The 24,662-nt window shown below is 68.7% G+C and carries 26 protein-coding genes, 1 tRNA gene and 2 pseudogenes; 15 read left to right on the forward strand and 14 right to left on the reverse strand.

The features are described 5' to 3' along the window. From QK440_RS23720 to QK440_RS23750, 7 genes and pseudogenes are all read right to left on the reverse strand, one after another. A partial coding sequence (locus tag QK440_RS23720; protein WP_282795207.1) for an amino acid adenylation domain-containing protein occupies window positions 1-3,392 on the reverse strand: 3,392 nt, incomplete at its 3' end. 684 nt (window positions 3,393-4,076) lie between these two features. Next, complete coding sequence (locus QK440_RS23725; RefSeq protein WP_282795208.1) at window positions 4,077-4,844, reverse strand: aldo/keto reductase; 768 nt, start codon at window positions 4,842-4,844, stop codon at window positions 4,077-4,079. Further along, on the reverse strand, window positions 4,841-5,452 hold the full coding sequence (locus tag QK440_RS23730) for a hypothetical protein (protein ID WP_282795209.1): 612 nt from the start codon (window positions 5,450-5,452) through the stop codon (window positions 4,841-4,843). Before QK440_RS23730 ends, QK440_RS23725 begins: the two co-directional genes overlap by 4 nt. Then, a complete protein-coding gene (locus QK440_RS23735) occupies window positions 5,449-6,051 on the reverse strand; it encodes a 3'-5' exonuclease (protein ID WP_282795260.1) in 603 nt (200 codons plus the stop codon). The genes QK440_RS23730 and QK440_RS23735 overlap by 4 nt, the downstream gene beginning before the upstream one ends. A gap of 83 nt (window positions 6,052-6,134) precedes the next feature. Continuing rightward, complete coding sequence (locus QK440_RS23740) at window positions 6,135-6,506, reverse strand: hypothetical protein (RefSeq protein ID WP_282795264.1); 372 nt, start codon at window positions 6,504-6,506, stop codon at window positions 6,135-6,137. A 109-nt stretch (window positions 6,507-6,615) separates the two neighbouring features. Next, window positions 6,616-7,506: pseudogene (locus QK440_RS41455) on the reverse strand (hypothetical protein); the annotation flags it as partial. A gap of 146 nt (window positions 7,507-7,652) precedes the next feature. Continuing rightward, the gene (locus QK440_RS23750; protein WP_282795210.1) at window positions 7,653-8,141 is read right to left on the reverse strand and encodes a hypothetical protein; all 489 of its coding nucleotides are present in this window, start codon (window positions 8,139-8,141) and stop codon (window positions 7,653-7,655) included. Window positions 8,142-8,429: 288 nt separating this feature from the next. Between QK440_RS23750 and QK440_RS23755 the strand changes: the two genes are divergently transcribed. Then, a complete protein-coding gene (locus tag QK440_RS23755) occupies window positions 8,430-8,975 on the forward strand; it encodes an HD domain-containing protein (RefSeq protein ID WP_282795261.1) in 546 nt (181 codons plus the stop codon). Window positions 8,976-8,981: 6 nt separating this feature from the next. Here QK440_RS23755 and QK440_RS23760 read toward each other — a convergent pair whose 3' ends face one another. Together QK440_RS23760 and QK440_RS23765 are read right to left on the reverse strand one after the other, a co-directional pair. Continuing rightward, window positions 8,982-9,449 (reverse strand): NUDIX domain-containing protein, encoded by a 468-nt coding sequence (locus QK440_RS23760; protein ID WP_282795211.1) that lies wholly within the window; start codon window positions 9,447-9,449, stop codon window positions 8,982-8,984. Window positions 9,450-9,460: 11 nt separating this feature from the next. Next, the gene (locus QK440_RS23765; protein WP_349239316.1) at window positions 9,461-9,988 is read right to left on the reverse strand and encodes a hypothetical protein; all 528 of its coding nucleotides are present in this window, start codon (window positions 9,986-9,988) and stop codon (window positions 9,461-9,463) included. A 323-nt stretch (window positions 9,989-10,311) separates the two neighbouring features. Here QK440_RS23765 and QK440_RS23770 point away from each other — a divergent pair, with 323 nt between their 5' ends. The 4 genes from QK440_RS23770 (at window position 10,312) to QK440_RS23785 (ending at window position 13,000) form a co-directional block, all read left to right on the forward strand. Then, on the forward strand, window positions 10,312-11,004 hold the full coding sequence (locus tag QK440_RS23770; protein WP_282795213.1) for an HAD family hydrolase: 693 nt from the start codon (window positions 10,312-10,314) through the stop codon (window positions 11,002-11,004). A gap of 420 nt (window positions 11,005-11,424) precedes the next feature. Beyond that, window positions 11,425-11,874, forward strand: a complete 450-nt coding sequence (locus tag QK440_RS23775; RefSeq protein WP_282795214.1) for an ATP-binding protein — start codon at window positions 11,425-11,427, stop codon at window positions 11,872-11,874. Next, the gene (locus QK440_RS23780) at window positions 11,871-12,578 is read left to right on the forward strand and encodes a phytanoyl-CoA dioxygenase family protein (protein ID WP_282795215.1); all 708 of its coding nucleotides are present in this window, start codon (window positions 11,871-11,873) and stop codon (window positions 12,576-12,578) included. The genes QK440_RS23775 and QK440_RS23780 overlap by 4 nt, the downstream gene beginning before the upstream one ends. Continuing rightward, the gene (locus tag QK440_RS23785) at window positions 12,575-13,000 is read left to right on the forward strand and encodes a hypothetical protein (protein ID WP_282795216.1); all 426 of its coding nucleotides are present in this window, start codon (window positions 12,575-12,577) and stop codon (window positions 12,998-13,000) included. The genes QK440_RS23780 and QK440_RS23785 overlap by 4 nt, the downstream gene beginning before the upstream one ends. 52 nt (window positions 13,001-13,052) lie before the next feature. Here QK440_RS23785 and QK440_RS23790 read toward each other — a convergent pair whose 3' ends face one another. Further along, entirely contained in the window at window positions 13,053-14,255 is a 1,203-nt protein-coding gene (locus tag QK440_RS23790) for an MFS transporter (RefSeq protein WP_282795217.1), read from the reverse strand. 129 nt (window positions 14,256-14,384) lie between these two features. On the opposite strand from QK440_RS23790, the gene QK440_RS23795 reads away from it, so the two are divergent. The 9 genes from QK440_RS23795 to QK440_RS23835 all read left to right on the forward strand — a co-directional run bounded on the left by QK440_RS23795 (window position 14,385) and on the right by QK440_RS23835 (window position 21,082). Continuing rightward, window positions 14,385-15,236 carry a hypothetical protein gene (locus QK440_RS23795; protein WP_282795218.1) on the forward strand — a complete coding sequence of 284 codons (852 nt, stop codon included), beginning with the start codon at window positions 14,385-14,387 and terminating at the stop codon, window positions 15,234-15,236. Between the two features lie 648 nt (window positions 15,237-15,884). Continuing rightward, the gene (locus QK440_RS23800) at window positions 15,885-16,490 is read left to right on the forward strand and encodes a hypothetical protein (RefSeq protein WP_282795219.1); all 606 of its coding nucleotides are present in this window, start codon (window positions 15,885-15,887) and stop codon (window positions 16,488-16,490) included. Between the two features lie 369 nt (window positions 16,491-16,859). Further along, the gene (locus QK440_RS23805) at window positions 16,860-17,264 is read left to right on the forward strand and encodes a hypothetical protein (RefSeq protein ID WP_282795220.1); all 405 of its coding nucleotides are present in this window, start codon (window positions 16,860-16,862) and stop codon (window positions 17,262-17,264) included. Between the two features lie 164 nt (window positions 17,265-17,428). Further along, a complete protein-coding gene (locus tag QK440_RS23810; protein ID WP_282795221.1) occupies window positions 17,429-17,764 on the forward strand; it encodes a hypothetical protein in 336 nt (111 codons plus the stop codon). 193 nt (window positions 17,765-17,957) lie between these two features. Beyond that, the gene (locus QK440_RS23815) at window positions 17,958-18,218 is read left to right on the forward strand and encodes a hypothetical protein (protein ID WP_282795222.1); all 261 of its coding nucleotides are present in this window, start codon (window positions 17,958-17,960) and stop codon (window positions 18,216-18,218) included. 138 nt (window positions 18,219-18,356) lie between these two features. After that, window positions 18,357-19,034, forward strand: coding sequence for a hypothetical protein (locus QK440_RS23820; RefSeq protein WP_282795223.1), 678 nt, complete (start codon window positions 18,357-18,359; stop codon window positions 19,032-19,034). Between the two features lie 281 nt (window positions 19,035-19,315). Continuing rightward, window positions 19,316-19,492: a hypothetical protein gene (locus QK440_RS23825; RefSeq protein WP_282795224.1), complete on the forward strand. Its 177-nt coding sequence runs from the start codon at window positions 19,316-19,318 to the stop codon at window positions 19,490-19,492. 174 nt (window positions 19,493-19,666) lie between these two features. Then, window positions 19,667-19,744: transfer RNA gene (locus QK440_RS23830), tRNA-Ile, on the forward strand. 153 nt (window positions 19,745-19,897) lie between these two features. Continuing rightward, window positions 19,898-21,082, forward strand: coding sequence for a DUF932 domain-containing protein (locus QK440_RS23835; protein ID WP_282795225.1), 1,185 nt, complete (start codon window positions 19,898-19,900; stop codon window positions 21,080-21,082). 68 nt (window positions 21,083-21,150) lie between these two features. On the opposite strand, the gene QK440_RS23840 is transcribed toward QK440_RS23835, so the two are convergent. From QK440_RS23840 to QK440_RS23850, 3 genes are read right to left on the reverse strand one after another with little or no spacing between them, the layout of a single operon-like run. After that, on the reverse strand, window positions 21,151-21,402 hold the full coding sequence (locus QK440_RS23840) for a hypothetical protein (RefSeq protein ID WP_282795226.1): 252 nt from the start codon (window positions 21,400-21,402) through the stop codon (window positions 21,151-21,153). Further along, window positions 21,336-21,647, reverse strand: coding sequence for a recombinase family protein (locus tag QK440_RS23845; RefSeq protein ID WP_282795227.1), 312 nt, complete (start codon window positions 21,645-21,647; stop codon window positions 21,336-21,338). Before QK440_RS23845 ends, QK440_RS23840 begins: the two co-directional genes overlap by 67 nt. Further along, window positions 21,644-21,979, reverse strand: a complete 336-nt coding sequence (locus QK440_RS23850) for a recombinase family protein (RefSeq protein ID WP_282795228.1) — start codon at window positions 21,977-21,979, stop codon at window positions 21,644-21,646. The genes QK440_RS23845 and QK440_RS23850 overlap by 4 nt, the downstream gene beginning before the upstream one ends. Window positions 21,980-22,393: 414 nt before the next feature. On the opposite strand from QK440_RS23850, the gene QK440_RS23855 reads away from it, so the two are divergent. After that, entirely contained in the window at window positions 22,394-23,488 is a 1,095-nt protein-coding gene (locus QK440_RS23855) for a MerR family transcriptional regulator (protein ID WP_282795262.1), read from the forward strand. A 27-nt stretch (window positions 23,489-23,515) separates the two neighbouring features. Here QK440_RS23855 and QK440_RS23860 read toward each other — a convergent pair. Then, window positions 23,516-24,397 (reverse strand): annotated as a pseudogene (locus QK440_RS23860) (Tn3 family transposase); the annotation flags it as partial. Window positions 24,398-24,662: the final 265 nt, after the last annotated feature.

Consider the following 24,662-nt stretch of genomic DNA (forward strand, 5'->3'; position numbering starts at 1 on the left):
TCGCACAGCAGCTCCTCCCGCAACGTGCGCGGAACACGGCCGGCAGCCCGGGGAACGAAGTCCGGTGCGGGCAACGCACGCCGGTCCAGCTTCCCGTTCGGGTTCAGCGGGACTTCGGGGAGCGCCACCACCGCCGACGGGACCATGTAGTCGGGCAGCCGTTCGGCCATGAAGGCCCGCAGCTCGGCGGGGGCAGGCAGACCGGTGCCCTCGACGGGGACGGCATAGCCCACCAGGCGCCGGTCGCCGCCCTGCTCATGGCAGACGACGATCGCCTGTGCCACACTGGGGTGCTCACTCAGCACAGCCTGGACTTCGCCGAGCTCGATGCGGAATCCGCGCACTTTGACCTGGTCGTCGGTGCGGCCGTGGAACACCAGCTGGCCGTCGGATCGCCAGGCGACGATGTCGCCGGTGCGGTACATCCGGTGGCCGGGCGCGCCGAACGGGCAGGCCACGAAGCGCCCGGCGGTCAGGCCCGGTCGGCCGAGGTAGCCGCGCGCGAGCGAGTCACCCGCCACGTACAGCTCGCCCGCCACGCCGGTGGGCACCGGGCGCAGCGCGTCGTCCAGGACGTACATCCGGGTGTTGGCGACGGGCCGGCCGATGGGCGGGGTGCGGCCGTCAGCGGTCAGCGGATCGCTGAAGGTCACGATCGCCGTGGTCTCGGTTGGCCCGAAGGCATTGACCATGTCCCGGCCCTCGGACCATCCGGACACCAGGTCCGGCGTGGCCGCGTCGCCGCCCACGGCGAGGGAGATCACGCCCGGCAGCGTGCCGGGCGGCAGCGCTCCGAGCACGGCGGGCGGCAGGAAGACATGGCTCACCCGCTGCTCCGTGAGCGTGTCGATCAGCGGTCGGCCGGGGGCCAGTTCCTCCTGGGGGGCTAGGACCAGTGTGGCGTCCGTCAGCAGCGTCATGCACATCTCGTAGACCGAGACGTCGAAGCTCGGCGAGGCGAACTGCAGCACACGGCTGGCGGCGGTCAGCCCGAGCCGCGAGCGCTGCGTCTCGACCAGACCGGCCACCCCGAGGTGGGTGACGGCCACGCCCTTGGGCCGGCCGGTCGAACCCGACGTGTAGATCACATACGCGGCGCGTTCGACGGCCAATGGGCCGCCGTCCCGCTCCTCATCGGTCACTGGGGCGCCGTCGAGCCGTGTCAGCCCCTCGGCGGTGACGGGGTCGTCCGGCTGCAGCAGGGGCACGGCCAGGTCGGGCAGGCTGGGTGCGGTAGCGGTGTCCGCGAGGACGAGGCGGGCAGCGGAGTCCGCGAGCATGTACGCGATCCGGTCCGCCGGGAGGGCGGCGTCGACCGGCAGATAGGTGCCGCCGGCCTTCAGCACGGCCAGGTAGGCCACCACCAGGTCGGGCGAGCGCCGCATGGACACCGCCACCACTGTCTCCGCCCGCACGCCACGCCGGATCAGCTCGCGCGCGAGCCGGTTCGCGCGCGTGTCGAGGTCCCGGTACGTCAGCGACGCGTCGCCGCATACGAGGGTCACCGCGTCAGGTGTTGCGGCGGCCCGCCTCTCGAAGAGCGCGGGGAAGGTACCGGCCTCGACCGGTACGGCCGTGTCGTTGTGCCCGGTCAGGAGCTGTTCGCGCTCTTCGGAGATGAGCATATCCAGACGGCCGACGAGCGCGCCGGGGTCTGCAGCGATCTGCTCGACGACGCGCGCAAGTCGCTGGGCGACGGCTTCGGCGGCGTCGCGGTCGAAGAGGTGACGCTGGTACTGCACGGTCACCCGGAGCCGGGGGGTGGCGGTGACGGTCACCGTGAGCGGGTAGTGGGTGCCCGCGGACGAACGGACACCGGTGATCTGAATGGTGGTGCCGTCATCGCCGTGGCGCCCTGCTCCTTCGTAGGACTCGGTCGTCACCAGGGTGTCGAACATGACGTTCTTGCCGGTGGCCCGGTGGATGTCTGCGAGGCCGCAGTAGTGGTCGCGGAGCGCCGTCTGCCGCTCCCGCATTCCGCGCAGCAGGTCGGCCACGGTGTCCGTGGGCGCGAGCCGGACCCGTACCGGAAGGGTATTGACGAAGAGCCCGGCTATCGAGGCCACTTGGGGCACCGCTGCCGGTCGCCCGGACACGGTCGCGCCGAACACCACATCCCGCTGTCCGGTCAGCGCCCCGAGCAGTAGTGCCCATGCGCCCTGCACCACGGTGTCCAGGGAGACACCCGATGCGGCGGCCAGCCCCGCCAGGTCACGTGCCGTATCGCGGCTCATCGGCACCACGGCTTCGCCCACCCCCGCGGCCTTCGGGCCAGCCGCCGCGGGAGCGGTTCCGGTAATGGGGGCAAGGAGCGTCGGCTCCTCGGCTCCCGCCGACTCTTCGGCCCACACCCGAGCCGCCGCCTGCCGGTCCTGTCCGGACAACCACACGAGGAAGTCGCGGAATTCCGGTACGCGCGGAAGCTCCGCGGCGTCACCGCGGGACTCGTAAAGGCACAGCAGATCCTGCACGAGTAGCTGTAACGAAGCGCTGTCAAACAGAAGGTGGTGGGCCGTCAGTACAAGTTCGAACCGCTCGGCTGCCACCTTGACCAGCGTCATCCGCAGCGCGGGCGGCACCGTCACGTCGAAGTGGTCCCGGAAGTCCTTGGCCAGGAAAGCCTCGAGCGCCGCATCCGGTTCGGCGTCCGCCGGCCCCTGCCCGGTCAGATCCAGCTCGCACCACGGCAGCTCGATCCCGTCGACGACCACCTGCACCGATTCCCCGTCTGATCCCGCCACGAAGGCCGTCCGGAGATTGGCGTGCCGGTCGAGCAGTGCCTGCCCAGCCACCCGCATCCGCGCCCCGTCCACCGGTCCGCGCAGATGGAGGACGAACTGCATCTGGTACGCATCCCGCGAGGCGTCGTCCAGGTACGTATGGAAGAGCAGCCCCGCCTGCAGCGGGGTCAGCGGCCACACCTCGGCGAACCCGGGATAACGCCGCTCCCACATCTCGACCTCGCGTCGGCCCACCGGTGCCAGCGACACCCGTACCGCCCCGACCGGCCGACCGGGCTCGGCCACGACCTGCCGTACGACCTGCACGAACCGCTCGGCGAGCACGGGGTGCACGGTCAGTGGGTCGCGCAGCCGGGAAGGGAGGCCCTGTGAATCCTCCGCGCGGGCGGCCCGGTCGCGTACCCGCGTCACCACGTCGGCGAACGATGGATCGTCCCCCGGCAGGCCGTCGCCTTCGCCGAGCCGGTGGAGCAGCACCTCGTATGCCGCCTGCAATACCACGGGCGCCGTGGCGCCGAGCCTCTTGGCCAACCCGGCGACATTACCTAGGAGTTGATGGTCCAAGCCGAACTCTACGGCGTCAAAGGCATGCTCGGATAGGTGCGGCTGACTTGAAAGTAGTTGCTCGAACCCAAAGGAAAAATCTGCCACGGAGAACCGCACTCCCATCCGACGGAGGGGTAGGACCGGGTATTTTCTGCGCCTGCGGCGGGCTGCGCAGGCTCAGGGGGGAGAGCATCGACCATGACATATGGAACTAACCCGAGCAAGGTATTGCTTATTATCGCTGTGTGTTGAGGCGGAAGACGTGGCGACGTCCGAGGACCGGCACTGTAGATAAGTGTCCGGTCGGCAGGACAGAAGAGGTCTTCCCATAAGGCGCCGCTCTCGAACGAGAGCGGGGCCGGATCGTGCAGTAGCAATGGCCGATGGCGGCGCTGGGCGCGCTCAGCTTGTCCTACGTTCTAGCGCGGGCCCATGCCGGTTATGCGTAGGAGCAGTGAGCCCGAGGACTCCGGGTATGGCTGTTAGCTTGTCGCCGTTCGATGGCTGAAAAGACTTGGTCGCCCGGAGCCCGCGACGGCCACAACCTCCCATTGGGTTACGCGACTTGGTTCGCTGTGTAGGGCAACGTCGGCAAGGCCGTCTGCGGGATCACAGAACGAGCAGCTGGCGGAGGCGGCCATTGTCGCGATCTGGGCCGGGGTCGACATCGGCAGGGAGCATCACCACTGCGTGGCACTCTCGCAGACACCGTGCAGCGGCGGCCGCCAGTTCTCATACGGTGCCCGCGGCAGGACAGGGTAGTGGCGCGCGGCGGGGTGGTGGTCGTGGTCATGACCGGCCTGCGGCGGTGACGAGTTCGTGGAGGTGGTGCGGCTGGTTGGTGCCGCGGGTGGGGGCGACGTGGGGGCCGAGTTGGAGCAACCAGGCTAGGGCTGCCTCCGGGCCCTGGTTGCGGGCGAGGCTGCTGGCGGTGAGGGGGCGGTAGGGGATGTAGGGGATGTTTTGGTCGCGGCACAGCTCCAGGACGGGGTCGTGGCGGTCGTTCAGGTGCAGCACGTTCCGGACGGCCGCGACGGGGGTCACCTTGGCGACCGCGCGGACCGTCTCCGGGGTGACCTTGGACAGGCCGATGAGCCCGATCTTTCCTTCCTGCTGGAGGGCGTGCAGGGTGGCGAGCTGGTCGGCGAGGGGGACTTCGGGATCGATGTGGTGCAGGTGGCACAGCTCCAGCCACTCGGCGCCCAGGCTGGCTTCGACGGCGGAGCGCAGGTAGGCGGGGTGGCCGTGGGGCGCCCATAGGTCGGGGCCGGGGCGGAGCATGCCGACCTTCGTGGCGATCAGCAGGCCCGGAGGGCAGGGGTAGAGGGCGTCGCGGATGAGGTGTTCGACGGTGTGGGGGCCGTAGGCGTCGGCGGTGTCGATGTGGGTGATGCCGTAGGGGTGCACGGCCTGACGCAGCACGCTCAGGGCGCTGTCGCGGTTTGCGGGGTCGCCCCAGGTGCCGGGGCCGGTCAGGCGCATGGTGCCCAGGCCGAGCCGCGAGACGGTCTTGCCGGCGAGGGTGATGGTGCCGCCGGGCGGGGGTGGGGTGCTCATGCGGCGCGCTCCTTCACGCAGAGCTGCAGGGCCCATTCGACGGCGCGCGCGTGGCTGTCGGGGTCGCTGGTGACGCGCTGGTGGTCGATGTCTTCTTCGTCCAGGAGCTGGTGGACGTGGGAGTTGACCAGGGCGCGGTAGCGGGGGTCGTAGGTGTGGCGGGTGTCCACGGGCAGGGCGGGGTCGAGCACGGTGGCCAGCAGCAGGCGGTACTGCGGAATCTGGGTGGTAGTCAGTTGGCGTAAGCGCTCCAGCTCGCGGCGGTGCAGGATCTCGCCGCGGTACTCGGCGGCCGCGCGCAGGTAGGCCAGGGCGTCGAGGGGGGCGCGGCCGGCCAGGACGACGTCGGCGCCTTGGCCGATGGCGGCGAGCTCGTCGGCGATGCCCTGCGTGATGATCCACTCGGTGGAGGTGACGGTGGTGCTGCATCTTGGGCAGGCCGAGTCGGGCGGCCCGTTTGGCGAGCTGGCCGGTGCGGGCCACGAGCAGGCCGTGGTCGCGCAGACGGGTTTCGATGCGTTTGAGGAGCTTTCGATGCGTTTGAGGAGCAGGGTCTTGCCGGTGGAGTGGGTGCCGAGGACCCCGATACGGATGGGCGCGTGGGTCACCACAGTGTGGGTTCTCCTTGGGGTTCGGGGGCGCCGGGCAGTCCAGGCGGGACCGCCGCGGCGACGAGCTCGTCCCAGATGCCGTACTCGGTGGCCAGGGTGAGCAGGATCTGGGCGGTGGCGTAGGCGTCGAAGGTGGCGCGGTGGCGCTGGGCGGGGGCCTGGCTCAGGTCGGGCTTGAGGTGTTCGATCAGGGCGTCCAGGCCGTAGCCGGGCAGGCCCGGCCGTGTGGCCCGGGCCAGGCGCAGCGTGTCCAGGACGCCGGCGGGCCGCCAGGCGGGCAGGTGCGCGGACAGGACGCGGTAGTCGACGTGCGCGTGGTGAGCACAGAACCAGGCGGTGCCGAGGAAGGCGTGGACGGGCTCGGCGATCTCCGCCCAGGCGGGCTGGCCCGCGAGCTTTTGGTCGCTCAGGCCGTGGACCTTGGCGGCGAAGGGGGTCACGGGGCGCTGGGGCCTGGTGAGCCAGGCCCCAGCGGTGCTCGTGTCCGGGCGGCCGCCGCGGATGGGCAGGGCGGCGATCTCGACGAGGTCGGGCGGGTTGTGTCCGTTGCCCTCGACGTCGACGACGAGCAGCGGGGGCCAGGAGGCGAAGTTCACGGGGCGGTTCCGTTCTGGGCCGGCCAGCCGATCGGGGCGCGGCCGTGCTGGCGGGGGTGGTGAGGCTTGGCACGGTCGTGGCACTAATAGCCGAAGCCGTGCTGCAGGAAGTAGCGCGGCGGTTCGTCCAGTCCCTCCACGACGATGGCACGGTCGGTGACCTCGATCTCGCCGGTCGAGCCCAGGACCCTCGCCTGCTGGGTGACCTGCTTCAGGTCGGGTTTGACGAAGGCCTTCTTGCAGCGGCGGACCTGGCGCGGCGGGCAGATGTCGCACAGCTCTTTGATGCCGTAGTGGCCGTTGTAGTCCGCCTCCTTGTGCGCGTAGGCCACGGCGCAGGAGGTCTTGCGGAACAGCCGCCCCCAGCCGCCGTCGCTGCGCTGGAAGGCCTTCAGGACCCGCTGTTCCAGCGTCTCGGGCAGGATCTTGCGGCGGGCGGTGTCCTCGTACGGCATCGGCAGGCCGTGCGCCTGGTAGTACGCCTGGATCTCGTCGCGAGCGGGTCTCGGCCTCGTGCAGGACGCGTTTGACGCGGTCGGCATTGGCGTCGTTGACGTGGGCCGAGCCGATCGTGTGCGTGTAGGAGCCCAGGACCAGGCCGAGCTGGATGGCCGCGTACTCCTGGATCATCGTGAAGCTGAACACGTCACTGAGCCGGCCGCAGTCCAGGTCGTTGGCGCGCATTGTGCACACCATGTGCAGCCGCCCGTCGCGGGCCAGCAGGTGCAGGCCCGCCAGGCACGCCACATCCGGGTTGCCGGGATCGGCGAGTTCGCCGATGTGGAAAACGGGCAGGTAGGCGCGCTTGGTGTCGTGCTCGCGGCGCAACAGTTCCAGCACCTCGTCCCCGGTGATCTTGTCCGAGTCCACCGGGTGCCCAAGTAACTGGCGGGTGACCTGCTGGTCCGCCCACCTGGCGTGCCCGCTGAGGACGAAGTCAGCCAAGGCGCCGGGCAGGAACCCGGCCAGGTGTGGCCGCGCGCGGCCGAGGTCGCGGGCGCGGTAGATGACGCTGTCGCCCGCGTGGTGCTGCGCGACATGGCACCCCTCGTGGGCCAGGAGCTGCATCAGGTGGGGCCTTTTGCAGCCAGCGTGGTATAGGGCCTCGGGCATCATCAGGATCTGTGGCTCACCCTCGACCGTGATGGTGCAGCCAGCCGCGAACACCCAGAACTCGTGCATCGCCTGCCGCTGTGCTTCCGCGGACGCCTCCATGGACTTGACCTCCGCCTTATCGAGGTCGAAGGCCTGCGCGCGGCGGGCCATGCCACGGTGGTCTTCGCCCATCACCGTGTCCATGAACGTGTCCTTGTCCAGGAGGCGGATCATCACGTCCTTGACGGGGAGCCTTGTGACGTCCGCCAGGACCGGCCACACCTCCTCGGCGAGGTAAGGGAGCTGTTGGGCGTACTCCGGATACAGGTCGGTCTCCTGGCGGATGTCGCACGTCATCATGCGGTGAAGGTCGCTTTCTGTAAGCAGAAACAAGGGAGTGAGGGGCGTTCACCCCGGCCGGGCCGGGGCGAGCGCACTGGGCGGGCCCCGTCCCCGGTGCGGGGCCCGCCCGGGGCCTCCCCGGCGGTCGACGCCGAGAAGGAGCTTCAGGCAGCCCAGCGAGGCGCTTCCAGGCCGTCCGCGCGGGCCCGCGGGCCCAATGCCCGGGCTTCGGCCAGGTCGATGCGGGTGAAGGTGCGCAGCCGCCGAGCCAGTTGGGAGGCCAGGAACCAGTCGAGCCGGGGGTCGCCGTAGGGCACAGGCCGCCCCTCGGAGGGCAGGGCCTGGAGCTCACCGGCGTCGAACTCGTACGGCGTGCCGAGCACTCCGTACAGCGGGCAGCTCGCCGCGAGGAACACGACCGGATCCCCGGCCAGGTGCGGGCAGAGCGCGGCGGCCACGGCAGCGTGCGGAGGGCACACAGGCGGCTGACAGGCCGTGACCACGGTGTCGTGGGGGGCGTAGTCGCCCGGCCCGGCGAGGAAGACGAAGCCGAGCTCGGTCCGCGCGGGCCGAGCGCAAACCTGGCACAGGCCCCGCAGCATCGCCTCGCGCTGCCGGACGGGGTGCACCAGCCGCCACCGCGGCTCGCCCATCGGCATCTGGTGCTCGTCCCGCGGGTTCTCTGCGCACCGGCCCCACAGCACCCCGCGCAGGTCGCGGTCCGCGGGCCGCTCGCCGCGGTAGGCCCGAAATGGCGTCTAAAGAGGGCCACCGGCCGCCTCGGCGCTCCACACGCGCGTTGAGCCTGTCAGGTTCACAACTCTGACCAGCTCAATACGACCTTGCACAACACGCGCAAGCGGCTGCTGCTTATAGCCGCCGTAGCGTTGCTGCTGCCTCGACCGCCAGTTTCCGGGGCACGTACCCTGACGGTCATGACGATGGAGCAGGCGCACAAGCTCGCTCACTCCCTGCTCGCCGACATCCTGCCTCGGCGCTGGGCGCACTGCCAGGGAGTGGCCGCTGCTGCGAGCCGTTTGGTGCCGGTCCTTGAGCGGGACGGCGAGGCGTTGCTGCAGGCGGCCGTTCTCCACGACATCGGTTACTCGCCCGCGATCAACACGACGGGGTTCCACCCCCTCGACGGCGCCCGCTTCCTGCGCGAGCAGGGGCAGGCTGACGACCTCGTGGTGCGGCTTGTGGCGAACCACTCCTTCGCCTTGCTGGAGGCGGAGGAGCGCGGTCTGCGAGGCGAGCTGGAGTCAGCGTTCCCGCTGCCCGAGCAGACCGAGCTGGTCGACGCGCTCGTGTACTGCGACATGACGACGACGCCCGACGGAGCCCGGACAACGTGCGGCGAGAGGATCTCAGAGATCGTCAGCCGGTACGGGGCCGACAGCGTCGTCGGCCGGTTCATCCGCCGGGCGGAACCGGAGATCCGAGCGGCTGTGGGGCGTGTCGAAGAACGGATGGACCGTCGCCGCTGAGGTGACTCAGTCGACGCGAGGGTACTGGCCCCTGAGGAAGTCGCCGATCTGGATGCGCATGGAGACGTGGATGTCCAGGGAGTCCAGGTCCTCGGGTAGCACCCAGCGGACCCCGTCCGCCTCCTCGTTGACCGTGGGTTTTCCGCCGACGGGCTTGCCGATGTAGGTGACTTCGTACGCCTGCCGGATCTCGCCGTCGCTGTACGCGACGACGTGACCGGGCGGGGAGTAGACCCCCAGCAGACCGGTGACCTCGGCGATGATGCCGGTCTCCTCCTCGCACTCCCTGACCGCGCACTGAACCGGCGACTCCCCGATGTCCTGTACACCGCCGGGCAGAGCCCACTGGCCCGTGTCACGACGCCGCTGGAGCAGAAGGGCTCCGTCATCCCGTACGACGAGGAGGTTCGACGCCGGGATCAGGGTGTTCGGCTTCGGGGCTTTCGGGTCGTTCCAGTACTCGGTACGTGCCACCTTCATGCTCCTTACGTCGAGGCCCAGGGCTTGGCAGTCTCCCAGACGGCCTCGAAGCTGCTGGCGTAGTTGTCGAACCAGCCCTCGCTGCCGCAGCGCCGGAGGTGGAGCACGGGGTTGGCGCTCGCGGGCTGGCCCCATACGTGGGGGTTGACCAGGAGGTTGTCGTCGTAGCGGAAGAGGCTGCTGTACAGCGTCGTGTCGTGCAGGCGCACCTCGCAGCCGGAGTGGGCGACCAGAGGTCGGTAGTAGGTCATCGAAGCTCGGATCTTGGCACCGAGCGTGTCCCCGATGCCCTCCTCCTGGCCTCGTCGGGCGACTGCCGCGCCATCCGGATCTCCGAAGCACAGCCGTACGCACGTCCCTGCGTCGGCTCGTTCCGTGAGCATCGCGGCGATGCGCGGGTTGGTCTGGGCGTAGAACGTCCCGCTGAACACGAGCACGTCGATGTGCTCCGTCGCGCCGGTGAGGAGGGACAACCACACCTCTCGTGGGACCGAAGCGCGATCGGCGTAGGTCTGGATCAGCTCTGAGCTCATGGCGTCCACCGCACCTCGGTGCCGAAGACTCGGCCATAAGTACGTTTCTTCGACGCCGAGCACCTGCGTCACCATCCACCGGTGCCGTTGGTGCGGAATGCGTTCCTGCGTGACCCAGCGCTGGACGCTCTTCGGAATCACACCGCACTCGGTGGCCAAGTCCTCGTAGGAAAGGCCGCGTTGCCTCATCGTCGTGCGTAGTCGTGTATTCACGTTTCCATGATGGGGGACATCAAGGGGACGTTTCAGAGGTTCCGGAAGAGCTGGAGATGACCGCCTGGAGCGCTTGCCTCCGCCAGGGTCCGGCGATCTACGCTGGTGCGATGCGCCGCCTGGTCCTGTGGGACGTCGACCACACGCTCGTGGAGAACGCGGGTATTTCGAAGGAGACGTACGCCGCAGCGTACGAGACGTTGACGGGTGAGCCTCCACTGACGCCGGCCAGGACGGAAGGCCGCACGGATCGGCTCATCATGCGGGGGATGTTCGACGACCACCGCCGGGCGATGCCGCCATGGCCAGAGGTCGAGTCCGCCCTGAGCCAGGCGGGCGCTGCTCGGTTTCACGCGCTCCAGGAGCGTGGCTGCGCGCTGCCGGGAGCCGTGGAGGCCCTGAAAGCCGTTGGCCGGATGGACGGCGTCGTCCAGTCCGTCCTCACGGGGAACATCCGGGCGAACGCCCAGGTGAAGCTGGCCGCTTTCGGCCTGGTCGGATGGCTGGACCTGGACGTGGGTGCGTACGGGGCCGACGGCGGCGACCGCGCCGAGCTCGTGCCGGTTGCCCGGGCTCGCGCCGCGCGCGCCTACGCGGACGTCGACGAGCGGGTCCCCACGCTTCTGATCGGGGACACGCCACGGGACGTGGCCGCTGCTTTCGACAGCGGCGTGGGCGTCGTCGCAGTCGCCTCCGGTGTGCACGACGCCGCCTCCCTTGCCGCCGCCGGGGCCCCACTCGTTCTTCCCGACCTTCGCGATACGGACGCGGTCGTCAGTTCCATTCAACGGTCCCTGTTCTAGGGACATTTCAGGGGGCATTTCCGTGCCCGGGAATGACCGCGAGATTCCCCTCAGGGTGGTTACCGCGTCCCCTGCACACGGCCGATGATCTACCCGTCCAGCGAGCGACGGATCGGTGATCGCCATGAGGCGAAGGAAAACCCGGCACGGTCTCTGTCCACTCAGATGTCCGACCAGCAGCCTTTGGGCGCTGCGCTGTCGGCTTCGAACCGCGGATTCCGAAAGGGCGACCTCGGCCCTCGTACGAGGTCGTCGCGAGCTGGTCGACGGCATACCCTGCGGCCCGATCAAGGGCCGTGCCGGGATGTGCTCCCGTCGGTCACTGGCGTGTTCTTCCAGGACTCCCGCGGCCCCGAGCGCGTTGATCTGTGGACGAGCCCGCCCTCGCCGGTCCCGGCCGTCAGCGAGGGGGTTGTAGTCGTGACTCGAGTAACGCCGACCCGCGCGGCCCCGGTGGTCCGCGAATGCTCGAGCGACCTCGGGATGTTCTACCGCGAGGTGGCGCTGGCCAGGACGTACACGCGACAGCGGTTGACGGCATGGCAGTGGGGTGGGGACCTCGACGACGCGGTGCTGATCGTGTCGGAGCTCGTGACCAACGCCATCCACCACGCCCGGGTGATCGGACAGTCGCTGTGCCTGGACCTGGCGGTTCTGGAGGACGGCAGCCTCTTGATCGAGGTCTCCGATCCCCTCCCCGCGTTTCCCGGGTTCGAGGAAGTGGTCGTGCCGGGACCGAGGGAGGAGCGGGGCCGGGGCCTGCGACTGGTGCGGGCCCTGGGCGGCGATGTGTCGTGGTTCCGTCGGTGCGGTGGCGGCAAGACCGTACGCGTCCACGTCCGCGGCCTCCCGAAGGAGGGATGGCGGTGAGCGGCGGGCTGCTGGGTGCGGCGGGCTACCGGAGCCTGCCCAGTTGGTGCACCCCGGCATACGCCCGGGCGCGGGCGGCGGAGCTCGTTGCCGCGCACCAGGCCGCACGGACGGAGGTCGTTCGCAACCCGCACCGGAACGCTGAGTGGGCGCAGGCCGTCGTCCGTGCCCCGCGGCTCCTGGGCGCCGTGCAGGACTTGATCGGCCGGGACGTGGCGGTGGAGAACACCCTTCTCGTCCTGAAGTGGCCGTACCAGAACTGCGAAGTGCCCTGGCACCAGGACGGCATCAACGACCGTGTCCTCCTTGATCCCCAAGGCTCGGTGGCCGCGTGGTTGGCGCTGACTGACGCTGGGCGGGCGAACGGATGCCTGCACGTGATTCCCGGCTCACAGCGCGGCGGCTACTTGCCCTACGGTCCCGAGCCCGGCACGTGTGTACAACGAGGCCGCCCCATGGGTGCTCGTGTCGCCAAGGACACGTGGGGTGTGCCGATGGCGGTGGCGGCCGGCAGCGGGCTGCTGATGGACGTGCGGCTGCTGCACCGCTCGCTCGCCAACGTGAGTGAGAAGGCGCGCCTCGGTCTGAACATCCGGTACGTCGCGCCCGGTGCGGTCACGATGCGCGACGGCTCAAGCCCCAGCCTGGACCCGGTGAGCGGGACGGGCTGGCAATCCATGAAGGAAAGGAGAACAGGATCGTGAACACGCTCATGGAGTTCATCGACAAGGACGCGCCGACACGTGTCCGCGTACTCAGCGGCGAGGACACCGACGCCGCACGGCGTGGGGACAAGAAACCGGTCATCCGCAGCGAGTGCACGTACTACTGCGCCGACGAGTCCACCGTGCGCCGGTGCATCACGGCGCTGGAGGAGTCGGACCGGCGACTGCGTGCCCGGCCCGAGGAGCTGATGCTCTGGGACTGGCAGGCGACGTACTTCGAAGCCGACAGGGGGAGCACCGCCGGCGGCGGCGTCGTGTACCTCGGGGTGGCCTGGTACGACGAGGAGTTCTTCAAGGACCGCAAGGACGCCTGGTTCGGCGTCATGCACCGGCGGATCTACGACGAGCTCGGCATCCCGCTGAAGGACGTCACCGTCACCCACTGGCAGTTGATCGACTAGCGGTCCGAGGCACCAGGGCCCACCTCTCGGCCCTCCGCCGACGAGGGCGTGGTCACTCCCGCGTCAGCTCGTGATCGTCGTCAGCGATGATCGGGGCCCCGGCTCGGGACCAGTGGAAGGCGGCGGTCGCTCCCACGGCGGCCGCCGCCGCTGTCACCGCGCCCGCGGTGACGAATCCCGCCTGCGGGTGCCCGGCGGCGACAGCGGGCACGACGAGCATCGACAGCGTCCCGGCCGTGCGGATGACGGTGAGGTCGACGGCCATCAGCCGCAGCCGGGCCGCCGAAGGGAAGCGCGACAGGTGCGTCGACAAGGTGATCTGAAGGAAGGGCGCGATGGCGCCCGACAGCACCGACATCACCACCACGTACGGCAACGAGACCGCGGCGCCGGTGGCGGCGAGCAGCACCCCCGACACTGCCCAGACCGCGCAGTACAGCACGGGCGCCGGACCGGGGAGTCGTACGTGTCCCGCGATTCCGTTCGCAGCCACCGCACCCGCTCCGGCAGCCGCCAGGGTGGCTCCATAGGCGCCCGGGCCGGCATCAAGGAGGCTCGTGAGCAGGGCCGGCATGGCCAGCGCCACGGCTCCGGCGCCGATCCCGATGCCGTGCACCGCCAGCGCGACCGCCGTGTCCGGATGGGCGCGCAGCAGCTGCCGCGCCCGCGGGCGGCGAACCGGCTTCTCCGTCGGCGCCCGTAGTGGGGCGGTGAGCGTCGTGGTGCGAGCCAGGGCCGCCAACACCAGAGCGGAGATCCCGAACGTGGCGGCGTCGATCCAGAACAGGTGCCGCATCGGCATGACGGCGAGCAGCAGGCCCGCCGCCCCGGGCCCGGCGACGCGCGCGATGCGCCCCGACAGGTCCATCAGGCCGTTGACGGCCTGGACGTCGCGCTCCTCGACCAGCTCGGGCACGAGCGCCCCGAGGTTCGGGTCGAAGACGGCGCCACCCGCGCCGAGCAGCAGCGCGCAGACCAACAGGCCCGGAACGCCGAAGCCGCTCCAGGCCAGGGGCAGCGCGGCGACGAGGACCAGGCGGCCGAGGTCGACCGCGGCCAGAGCGCGCAGGGAGGCGCACCGGACTGTCAAGCGCTGGCCGACCGTGCCCAGGACGATGTACGGGAGCGACTCGGCCACCGCCACCAGGCCCATCGCCGCCGCGCCCGACTCCTGCCAGGCGACCCACATCACGGCCATGGAGTACAGGCGGTCACCGAAGACGGACAGGGCCTGCGCCGACCACAGGGTGAGCACGCGCCGGCAACGCAGCAGCCGTAGATATCCCAAGATCCAACCCGCTTCACCACAGCACGAAGTCCCGGCGCACTCACCTCGCCAGGACGGTGACGACCCTAGGGCATCGCGGAAGGCGAGCGTGCCGGGATGAGCGAGACACCCTGTCCAGTGGAAGCTCGTGCGGCTGCGAAGGCCTTATGCGGTGGCGGGGCGGTAGAGCTCCTGCCGATCAGTGACCGCCGTGGGTCGGCGGTCTGGAAGGCCACCGCACCGCGCCGGGCGGTGGCCATCAAGGCGGGGACGGGGGAAGGCGCTACGATCACCGCGCGCGAGACGGACGTCACGGCGGCCATCTGGGGCCCTGCGCGTCGTCTGGCCCACGGCCGCGGCCCGGACTCGGCGTGGTTCATCACCCCGTGGTACGAAGGCCCCTCGACCTGGACGGCCCTGCGGGCCGTGCGCGACGGCACCGTCGACCCCCTGACGGCTCGGACACCCATGGCGGAGCTGTGTGACGCGGTGGCCCGTCTCCACGCGACCGGCTGGGTCCACGCCGACCTCCAGCCCGACCACGCCCTCCACACCGAGCACGGCGTCCAACTGCTGGACTGCTCCTGGTCGTGGAAGCCGGGCTCCTTCGAGCCCTCGCCCCTTTTCCCAGGCGGCTTCGTTCACCTCCTCTCGCCGGAACTGGCGGCCTCTGTAGAAGCCGGACGCCGCCCTGTCGCGCCGTCCCACACCGATGAGACATACACGCTCGCCGCCGGGCTCTGGTGGGCTCTCACCGGTGCCTGGCCTCTGGATTACGCCGCAGTGGGAATCCACCCGGAACAGCTCGACGCGTCGGGATTGCGACGCGTCATCGGCAGGCGTCGACTTCCCCTGAGCAAGGCGTCGGTGTGGCCGGCGGCTCAGCGTGAACTGCGCGTGGTCCTGGCAGCGTCGCCGCAATACAGGCCGTCCGCGGCGGAGCTGGGCGAGCGGCTGCGCTCCTGCTGAATTGCTGTGCATCGGTCTTCCTCTCGCCCTGCCGATGTGGTCGCCTAAGGGCCTGCCCGCTAGAGGAGTAACCCTGCTTAAAGCGTCTACCGCTGGTCCGCGACCGCTGAGACCTGCCTGCGTAGCCTGCAACTGAACTGCCGATCGGCGGTTCTGCAGTCGTGTGCGGCCAGGTGAGATGGGTTCATGCCTTTTGCGGGAATATCTTTTGTGTGTCGCAGGCTCGCCACTTCGCACTTTCTTTTCCTGGCGCGCAGGCGGTTCCTTTGCTCTGCTGCGCTTTCGCGGGAACTTTCTTCTTTTTTTCATGTGTGTTTTCCTCGCCATGGAGCCTATTTATAAAGGGGCAGAAAACTGCTTCGCACCCCTTGTCATAATGCTTGGTTGCGGGAAAATGGAATTACGAGGCGCAGCGCATAAGGCGCGCGTCACGGACGATCGGAGACGATTGTGTCCCATTCAATCGACCGCCGGACGAGGGACGTTACGGCGGAGGAAATGAAGCGCGTAACGGCGGAGGATTTCTGTGAACTCCGCAGGATGGCGCGCGGATACTGTCGAGTCGTAGATTCCACGCGTTCGCGTAAGCGGATGGACGGCAGTGCGAGTGTTCTCCGGAATGGTGTCGCGCCGTACGGTACAGACGACGTGAGTGATGACGTCACGCAAGACGCGGTTCTGTTATACGCGAAGCGTCTGGCGAAGATAATCGCCACATGTGACGTCGCGGCCCTCTGGGTGGAGACCCATGAGCCCTCTGCATGGCAGTACGTCCGCAAAGACGGAGAAACGATCGTGGTCACCCGCTCAACGCTGCACTACTGGGCGGTGAGGGACGCTGCCGCCAAGAACGGGTACCGGCTCGACGTCAAGCCCGAAGAACTCGACGCTACGCCGGGCGAGCAAGTAACGCGCGGGGTACCTCGCGCGGACAAGCTGTTCACGCTTGCGGTGGGGCCTTCCCTGGCCGGGAACAGCGAAGCGATATTTCGCTCCGTGTGGGGCGACGGCAGGGAGTACCCGGTTCTGAGCCGTATCCTCCGGCACGCAAGCAACGCCGACGATCTCGGGCGCGCCGGTGTCATGGGGAAAACGGCGCAAGAGGTTTTCGGGGGGCCGCTCAACTCGTCCTCCAAAGTGCAGCGCGCCAAGGATGCGGCGAGCAAGGAATGGCGTGCGTTATCCGCCGCTCTTGATGTCGCGCGGGAAGAGTTGATCTACCGCAGCACTCAGACGCGAGAGCGCGAGCGCTAGTACGGCGGCACAGTCGGGGCGTGGGTGATGTCGTCCGCGCCCCGGCTCCTATGAGAGGGGCTGGCCGTGCATGCCGTTCTCAAGGTCGGTGAACGGGCGACTTCCGTTCCCGTATTTGTGTGTGGGTAAATCCTGCTGTCTCGCCTTTCTTGCGCATAGGGGAACTCCGTGAAATCTCTCGGTGATCGGTAACCGGGCGGTTTCGGCGGACGTATATATGTGAGAACGGAATATGGCTCACGCGGACGTAAGTCCCTATGTGAGCCACGGATCTGCAAGCGGATCGAGCCCCACTTCAACGTGTTTCCGGTATGCGCGCTGACTGGGGGTGCTCATTCCGGGGCGCCCATGATCCCTGAAGGGGGATTCATGGAAACCGAAAGTGCGATCAAGCTGATCGGCGAGGTGATCTACAAACCGGGCTGGGAGCTCAATGCCCGTGATCACTCGAGCTGGTGTGAGGGCGCCATCGTTGTCGGCGTCTATCACCCGATCGTCAACAGCAATCGGGGCCAAGCCGATGCGGGCCACCCGAACGAAGTCACCGCCTACGCGGAATTTCCGTTGGTGGTCGCGGACTGCACCGACGAGGACCTGTACGCCGCACTGCTACGGGTGATCATGCAGATCGAGGAGCACGAGGCGCGGGAATTCCTCCGCGTGCGGCCAACCGGCTGGGCCCCGTTCCATCCGCACCGGGTGACCGGAATGCGGCGATGGGCGGACCGCACGGGCAAGGGCATGCTGGCCGATCTTCAGTTCGGCGTTGCCTGACGCACGCCTTCCCGGCTCGGACGAGCGAGCACGAATAAGGGCCCTAAGCGTCGGCCACGGGGAATGCCGCCCCGTGGCCGCTGTGGTCCGAACGACTACGGCGTTTGGCGCCCCTCACGACGTGCCGACTCCCGAGAGGAAACGAACCTGTGAGGAAGCTTGCCATGCGCTCATGGGCCGTGCGAGAAGCGCTGGCCCGTCGCGCACCGTTCGACACGTATGGCGCGTTCCGCGCCGTTGACGGCGACTGCCTACCGCTCGGCACCCGCCTACCGGCGAGGTGGCGAGAGCAGTACAGCGCCGAGAGGGAGCAGATCACGTACACCGTCCTGAGCTACCGCACGCCGATCGCGTGGGTGCTGCGCTCCGGGGAGGTCGTCATCCCGGACGTCACGTACTCGCGGACCACAACGGGGCATCAAGGGCTGCTGTACGCCCTTATGTACCCGGCCGACGTGCTGTTCCGGTACGGGGGCCGCACAGGGGCGGAGGCCGCGTGACCCCCGGCGCCCCGCCGACTGGTCGTCGCAGCGTCGGGGACGGGGCACGGTCTTCCCCGCCGTGAGCCGCTCGCACGGCCAAGACACCCGCACTCCCTCACTTCCCCCCAGGAGGGAGTGCGGGGCTGAACGGAGGCGTCCGGCTGCGGGGCGCCCCTGCCCTTTACCTGATCCGAGAGGAGAGGACCGGACCATGAACACCGAGAAGACCGGCCGACCGCAGGACCAGATCAAGGCCATCGTCGTGCTGACGGTGGCGGAGGTGAAGACAACCCACTTCCCGGTCGTAGTCGAGGCCCCCACCGTCGTGGCAGCGGCGGGCCCAGAGGCACTGGCGGAGTACATCGCCCTGAACGACGACGCTCAGTTCGTCGATCTGCCCGTCGAAGAGAACACAGCCGTCTTCATGACGGTGAGCGGGCGCGATGTGGACGACGTGACACCTCCGCTGTAAGGCGAGGAGTCGCGATCCGGCACAGCCCTGCCGAACGAACCGCGGCTGGTACCGAAGCGTCGGTACCAGCCGCGCCGTTGCTCGCAGCCGCTCTCTCCTCACGTCCGCGGATGATCGCTTAGGAGGGAGGCCATCGTCGTGATCCCTGTCGACGCACCACAGAAGGAGCGTGAACGGTACATCAACAACATCATCACCATGTGGGAGTCCGCCACGGAGGAACAGCTGCTCCGTGGGCGCACCTGGTACCGCACGGCCCATGACATCGCTGCCGTGATCGCCGGCGGCGACGTACGCGTTGGTGCCGGCGTCATCGCGGCCTTGTCCGCGAACACGTCCTGGGCCGAGACTCTCCGGCTGGCCAGTCGGGCGTTCGAGACGGGTGAACCATCCGGTCACTTCCTGGACGCCCTGAGGAAGGCCACCAGGATCATGTCGGGGGCGGACCCCAGGGAAGTGCTGCCTGAGCAGCGCAAGACGGGACAGTTTTTCCGCTGCATCTTCGACCCCGATGACCCCGACGCGGTGGTGATCGACCGGCACGCACACGACATCGCGGTGGGTGAGACCTACGGACAGCGCGACCGAGGCCTGGGGAGCGTCCGTCGCTACGGGTTGCTGGCGTGCTGTTACCGCGAAGCTGCGGCGAGGCTGGGCGAGTTGCCCAGCACAGTGCAGGCGGTGACGTGGGTGGTTCATACCGAGCGTCTCGGGCGCACGAGCGCGCCCCGTCTTCGTGGGGCGCCCACTCCGCCGCACCACTTCAGGTTCGGCACAGAAACGAGCTGGGCTTCGGGGCTGCGGGACGCTGCTTGAGACCGGCCCTCCCATCTGGCCGACGCATCGTGAATGCCATCGGAGATCGGTAATTCGGAGCCTCCCGGCGACGTATTTACGTGTCCCCGCTTCGAGACGAAAGCTCGACTCGTTTCGGATAGTGATCTCCCGGGCGTCTTCGGGCCTCTCCCACTCTCCCCCGAGGGCGTCCGGGGCTCATCCTGGAGGCATCCTGAGCACGCCCGTCGGTCATTCTGTCCTGCGGCTACCTCGCGGATGCCACAGGCTTTGCCGCGTACGACGCGGAATGGGGCTACCTCGTGAACTTCGATACGGGCGAGTCGGAGGTGTACCAGGGGCAAACAGGTGTGATGCATTACGAGGGCCGCTTCGCTGACCGTGCCCCAGTTCCGGAGGGCTGCTTTCCTGTGCGGTCGGTTGCTGTGTTCCAGCTCGACGAGCCGGATTACGGCGCGCTGCTGGCGCTGAGTATGTGAACCAAGGCATAACCGTCGGTACCTCGCAGCAGGGCTGCAAGCAGCTCGGACCAAGGGAGGAGCGCACCTTCGCGGGCCCCTTACGCGATGCCCCACGAGTAGTCGGGCCGCAGCCCCGCTGTTCGGCTCTTCACGGGATGCGTCCGCTCAGTGCAGGGGTGTGGCCAGCTTCTCGGTTGCGTAGCTCAGTTGGTAGAGCGCCGGTCTTATAAGCCGTCGAGGTCGCGGGTTCGAGTCCCGCCGCAACCACCAACCTGCTCCGAGGTGCCCACAAGTCGGCACTCGAGGCACCCGCGGCATGTGCATGAGGCTCCGGCATGAGGAAGCCGAACGGCTTGTCGCTGAGAGCCGGTGTTCAGTCGCGCTGCACTTTCAAATCGCCGCAATTCGAATGGAGGTCTTCGCATGTCTGTTGACGTCAATGAAGTATTCGCAGTCGAGCGCGCGGATCAGTTGGAAGCTGCGCGTGACTGGGAGCGTGAACTGCAGAGCAGTGTCGCCGCGGGAACAGTGAAACGCCTGCCGGACGGCCGCTACCGCGTTCTGAGCGGTTGGGATGCCGGAGAAATCCTCAGCGCCCGCGGTGTCCCGCAGCACGGGCTGGACCTTTCGCGCGGTCAGCCCGCCTTGTACTCCGCCGTCCCGGCCTGGCACCACGTCGGCAACGTCATCCCCGGTGGGACCGATGACATCGACAAGGTGCTGAGGCTCGGAGGCATCGACTACCACGTCGAAACGGTTCCGGCTACGTACCTCTGGAAGGGGGAGTACCGCGTCGCCGAGGATCGCTTCCACACCGTGCGCACCGACACCGGTGCATCTCTCGGCGTCGTCGGCAAGGGCTACACAGTCGTACAGAACCGACGGTCCTTCGAGTTCCTACAGGAACTGGCCAACGACTCCCACGCGGTATGGGAGTCAGCGGGAGCCTTGCGTGGTGGGAAGAAGGTGTTCGTCGCCATGCGCCTTCCGGGGCACGTGACCGTTGACGCCGAAGGCATCGGCGACGAGATCATTCCCTTCATCGTAGTGGTCAACAGCCATGACGGACGCTGCCCGTACGAGGTCGTGGTCACGCCTTGGCGCCCTGTCTGCGGAAACACCGAGCGGCTGGCTGTGCGGGATGCGTTCAGCCGCTGGACCGTGCGGCACACCCGCAGTGCGCTCGATCGGATCCACGAGGCCCGCCGTACCCTGGGACTGTCGATCAAGTACTACGACCAGTGGGCGGACGAGGAAACCGCGCTGGCGCGCACCGACCTCGCGATCAGCGAGTTCGACGATCTGATCGACACCTTGTGGCCGCACGAAGAGGACGCCACGGCCAGGGTTCGCCGGACCCATGAAGCCCGCCGTGACCGGCTGCACGACCTGTTCGCGGGCGAAGCCGAACGCACCGGCCGCACGGCTTACGCAGCAGAGCGGGCGGTCACCGAATACCTGGACCACTTCGCGCCCATCCGCCCGAGCGCGGCCTCCGGGCTGAAGGGGGACAAGCTTGCTGCTCGTGGACTACGTCTGCTCGAAGGGACCGACGACGAGCTGAAGTCCCGGACTCATCGGCGCTTGATGCTTCTGCGTCCGTCCTGAACGCGGCGTTCACGGTTCACGGGTGTGAGTAGTTGCGGTACAGGAAATCCCGGTGAAAACGATCATGGTCATGCGCTGAGCTTCGCGGTGTCCGGTCGGGGTCGGGGAATGTCTGCGTTCTGGAGTGCGGCGAAGTCGGCTTGGGCCTGCTCGACAGCTTCGGGGTGCGCCTCCTTCTTCGCGTGCTCGGCGAGCGCCCGGTAGATGCTCGCCACCGAGGGGCTCTGTCCCTTGCGCTCACCGGTGGGGATGATCAGGTCGGGCTGGATCTGCTCGACCGACTCGCCGCCCGCGCGGCGCCGCAGCACGGTGTGCAGCATGTCGTCGGTGATGACCGGCGGCCGACCGCCGTGCTTGCCCTTGCGGGCCGCCGTGTCGAGTCCCTGATGTTCTCCCGCTCGGTCTCCGCCATCGCCGCGAAGAACGCGAACAGCAGCTTGCCCGGCCCGGTGGGGTCGTAGATGCCGGGCAGGGGCCCGGCGAGCTTCTCCAGGACGAGGCCGTGGGCGGTGAGGTGGTCGGCGAGCACGGTGAGTTCGGCAGCGTCGCGGCCGAGCCGCTTCATCTCGTAGACGGTGAAGATGACGCGGCAGTGGCGTGTGCCTTGACCTCTCGTGCGGTCCGCAGTGCCTCCTCGAACTTCGGCCGTACGCGGATGCGGGTGCTGACCTTCTCGCTGAAGATCTTGTCCCGGGGGATGCCGTGCTTCGCGAGCGCGTCGAGCTGGGAGTCGAGTTCCTGCCCGAGGGCCGAGCAGCGGGCGTAGCCGATGCGGATGTCCGCGCTTGGCAGGTCCGGGTCGATCGGTGCCGGCGGCGGGGTGCCGGGCCGCCAGGGCTGGCCCGGTGAGCGGTCGGCAGGGGTGGGCACCCGCAGCGCCTTCTTCAGCCGGGGCACCAGAGTGAAGCGTCGGGTGTGGTAGGCCGAGGTGACGCGCCGGAGCCGAGCGGCACGGCGAGCCGGGCTGCACGTCGCACTTCGGGCAGGCGTGCCGTTCGACGTCGTCGGCGTCCGAGTGGTCGGCGGGCAAGGGTTGCTGAGGGCCCGTCATCGGCCCGGATTTTCGCACAATGCAAGTCTCAGAAGGGGGCCTGTCTCGCTTTTCAGTGAGAACGGGTTGTGAGAGCGAGTCCGGTGTCGGCCGGACTCCGGCGGCTTGCTCTTGATCTTGCTCGCACAAAGGACCGTTTCTGACAGTGGTGTGGCGTGCGGCTACGGCCTGCGCGTCGGCTCTTGCGGGTTATGAGTGCGGCTCTTGACCCTCACGTGACGTCAGGCTGCATAGTCGGTGACGTGGAAGATCACTGGACCGTGGGGCGCGTGGCCGAGCTGGCCGGCGTGAGCGTCCGCACGCTGCATCACTATGACGAGATCGGGCTCGTGCGTCCGTCGGCGCGGACCGCCGGTGGGTACCGGGCCTACTCGGCGGGTGACGTCGAGCGGCTGCGGGAGGTGCTGGCCTACCGGCGGCTGGGCTTTGGGTTGCGGGAGGTTGCGGAACTGGTCGGCGACTCGTCCACCGACGCGGTAGCGCACCTGCGCCGACTGCGCGGGCTGCTGCTGGAGCGGCGTGATCGTGCTGACGCCATGGTGGCGGCCATTGACAGGGAACTTGAGGCACGGGCGAGGGGACTGAAGGTGACACCGGAGGAGCAACTGGGGATGCTCGGTGCACGGCTGTACGACGCGATCGGCGGCGCTTACACGGCGACGCGGCGTACCGAGCCGCGGATCGCAGCGCAGATCTTGGACGCGCTCGGGGACGCGCGGACGGTGCTGAATGTCGGGGCCGGCACCGGCTCCTACGAGCCGGCTGATCGCGAGGTGACCGCGGCGGAGCCGTCGGAGGTTATGCGGCGTCAGCGGCCTGCCGGCTCGGCGCCGTGCGTGGCCGCCGCCGAGAGCCTGCCGTTCGAGGACCACTCCTTCGACGTCGCGATGGCCGTCTCCACTGTTCACCACTGGGGGGACCCGATAGCGGGGCTGCGCGAGATGCGGCGCGTGGCCCGCCGCACGGTGGTGCTCACGTTCGACACCGACGAGCCCGGATGGCAGGACCGGTTCTGGCTTACCCGCGACTACCTGCCCGAGTTTGCCACCGTCCTCGCAGAATTTCCCTCACTTTCGAAGATGGCCGACGCGATCGGCGCCCGCGCTGAGCCGGTGCCGATCCCATGGGACTGCGCTGACGGCCTGTTCGAAGCGTACTGGCGCCGACCGGGGGCGTATCTGGAGGAGCACGTCCGCCGTGCGGTGTCGGTGTGGACGAGGGTCGGGCCGGACGCCGAGCAGCGGGCGGTGCGAAGCCTCCGCGACGACCTCGACTCCGGCCGCTGGGCTGAGCGCAACAGCGACCTCGCCCATCTCGACACGGCAGACCTCGGCCTCCGCCTGCTCATAGCTTGAATGGGCACCGGTTCGGACTGACCCAGGTTACTCCTCCTCGTCACCGTCCTCGGGTGCGTCTGGGTCGCGGAAGGGCCGCAGGCCTTGGCCGGGGCCGCTGGCGGTGATGTTGAACAGGTAGCGGCCCAGGAAGTTGACGTGCCGGTCCTTGAGCGGGGAGAGCCGGGCGACGTCCTCGTCCTTGTCGTCGTCGTGGCCCTCGGCGCGGAGCCGGGCCACGGCGGCGTCGAGGTAGCGGGTGTTCCACAGGACGACGGCGTTGAGGACCAAACCGAGGGCGACGAGCTGGTCCTCCTGGCCCTCACGGTACGCCTGGCGAATCTGGCCCCGGCCGCCGTGGCAGATCGCGCGGGCGAGGCGGTGGCGGGATTCCTGGACGGTGAGCTGCCGGTTCATCAGGTGGCGGTAGGTTTCGTCGACGGGGTCGACCAGGGCGAGCAGGTGCATGGTCTTGTCGATGCGGCCGTACTCGGCGAACGCGGCGCCGAGCGGGGTGAGGTGGCCCTCGCGGCTGAACATCTGCAGCAGGTCGTAGGCGCGGACCTGGTTGGTGATGAGCGATCCGGCGACTCGGAGCATGTCCGGCCAGTGGGTGACGATCCGCTTGAGATTGACCTTGTTGCAGGCGACGGCCTGCAGCGGCCCGTACCCGCCGGCCGACGACTCGCCGTCAGGCAGGTCGGCTCGCCAGAAACGCTGGTCCGACAGGTCGCGGAAGCGCGGGGCGAAGCGGAAGCCGAGCATCTTGTACAGGCCGAAGGCCATGTCGGAGTGCGAGGCGTTGTCGGTCGCCACCATCTCCGGCTTCACCCCGCCATCCAGGTTCAGCAGGGTGTCCAGCGTGTAGAGGCTGTCGCGCGGGGTGCCGCGTACGACCATCGCGCCGGTCCCCGCAACCTGGTCGTTCACTGGCGGACATCACTTGTTCCTGGGGTGTCGTATGCCTTCCCGACGAAGGTCTGCGGCGCGGGCTGCGAGGTAGTCGGCCCAGGATGTCTTGGCGAACCGCCCGGGTGTCGGCTTGCCGGTCACCGGGTTCGGTGTACCGGGCGCCGGCCGCGGCGTGGGCAGCCGCTCGGGCTCCCGGAGCGGCACGGCGGGTTGATCTGTGGGCGCAGCAGTCCCATGCCTGCGCGGTCGCCTCCCCGTAGAGCCGGGTGTCCGTGGCTGTGGC

Source organism: Streptomyces sp. CC224B, from assembly GCF_030010595.1.
In the GTDB taxonomy this organism is placed as follows: domain Bacteria; phylum Actinomycetota; class Actinomycetes; order Streptomycetales; family Streptomycetaceae; genus Streptomyces; species Streptomyces longispororuber.

Coding starts and splice junctions, on each gene's coding strand:
- QK440_RS23725 (WP_282795208.1), bottom strand. CDS start 4,844: ATGAGCACCCCACCCCCGCCCGGCGGCACCATCACCCTCGCCGGCAAG.
- QK440_RS23740 (WP_282795264.1), bottom strand. CDS start 6,506: ATGCCGTACGAGGACACCGCCCGCCGCAAGATCCTGCCCGAGACGCTG.
- QK440_RS23750 (WP_282795210.1), bottom strand. CDS start 8,141: ATGGGCGAGCCGCGGTGGCGGCTGGTGCACCCCGTCCGGCAGCGCGAG.
- QK440_RS23755 (WP_282795261.1), top strand. CDS start 8,430: ATGGAGCAGGCGCACAAGCTCGCTCACTCCCTGCTCGCCGACATCCTG.
- QK440_RS23765 (WP_349239316.1), bottom strand. CDS start 9,988: ATGAGCTCAGAGCTGATCCAGACCTACGCCGATCGCGCTTCGGTCCCA.
- QK440_RS23770 (WP_282795213.1), top strand. CDS start 10,312: ATGCGCCGCCTGGTCCTGTGGGACGTCGACCACACGCTCGTGGAGAAC.
- QK440_RS23795 (WP_282795218.1), top strand. CDS start 14,385: ATGAGCGAGACACCCTGTCCAGTGGAAGCTCGTGCGGCTGCGAAGGCC.
- QK440_RS23805 (WP_282795220.1), top strand. CDS start 16,860: ATGGAAACCGAAAGTGCGATCAAGCTGATCGGCGAGGTGATCTACAAA.
- QK440_RS23810 (WP_282795221.1), top strand. CDS start 17,429: ATGCGCTCATGGGCCGTGCGAGAAGCGCTGGCCCGTCGCGCACCGTTC.
- QK440_RS23815 (WP_282795222.1), top strand. CDS start 17,958: ATGAACACCGAGAAGACCGGCCGACCGCAGGACCAGATCAAGGCCATC.
- QK440_RS23835 (WP_282795225.1), top strand. CDS start 19,898: ATGTCTGTTGACGTCAATGAAGTATTCGCAGTCGAGCGCGCGGATCAG.
- QK440_RS23840 (WP_282795226.1), bottom strand. CDS start 21,402: ATGCTGCACACCGTGCTGCGGCGCCGCGCGGGCGGCGAGTCGGTCGAG.
- QK440_RS23845 (WP_282795227.1), bottom strand. CDS start 21,647: ATGAAGCGGCTCGGCCGCGACGCTGCCGAACTCACCGTGCTCGCCGAC.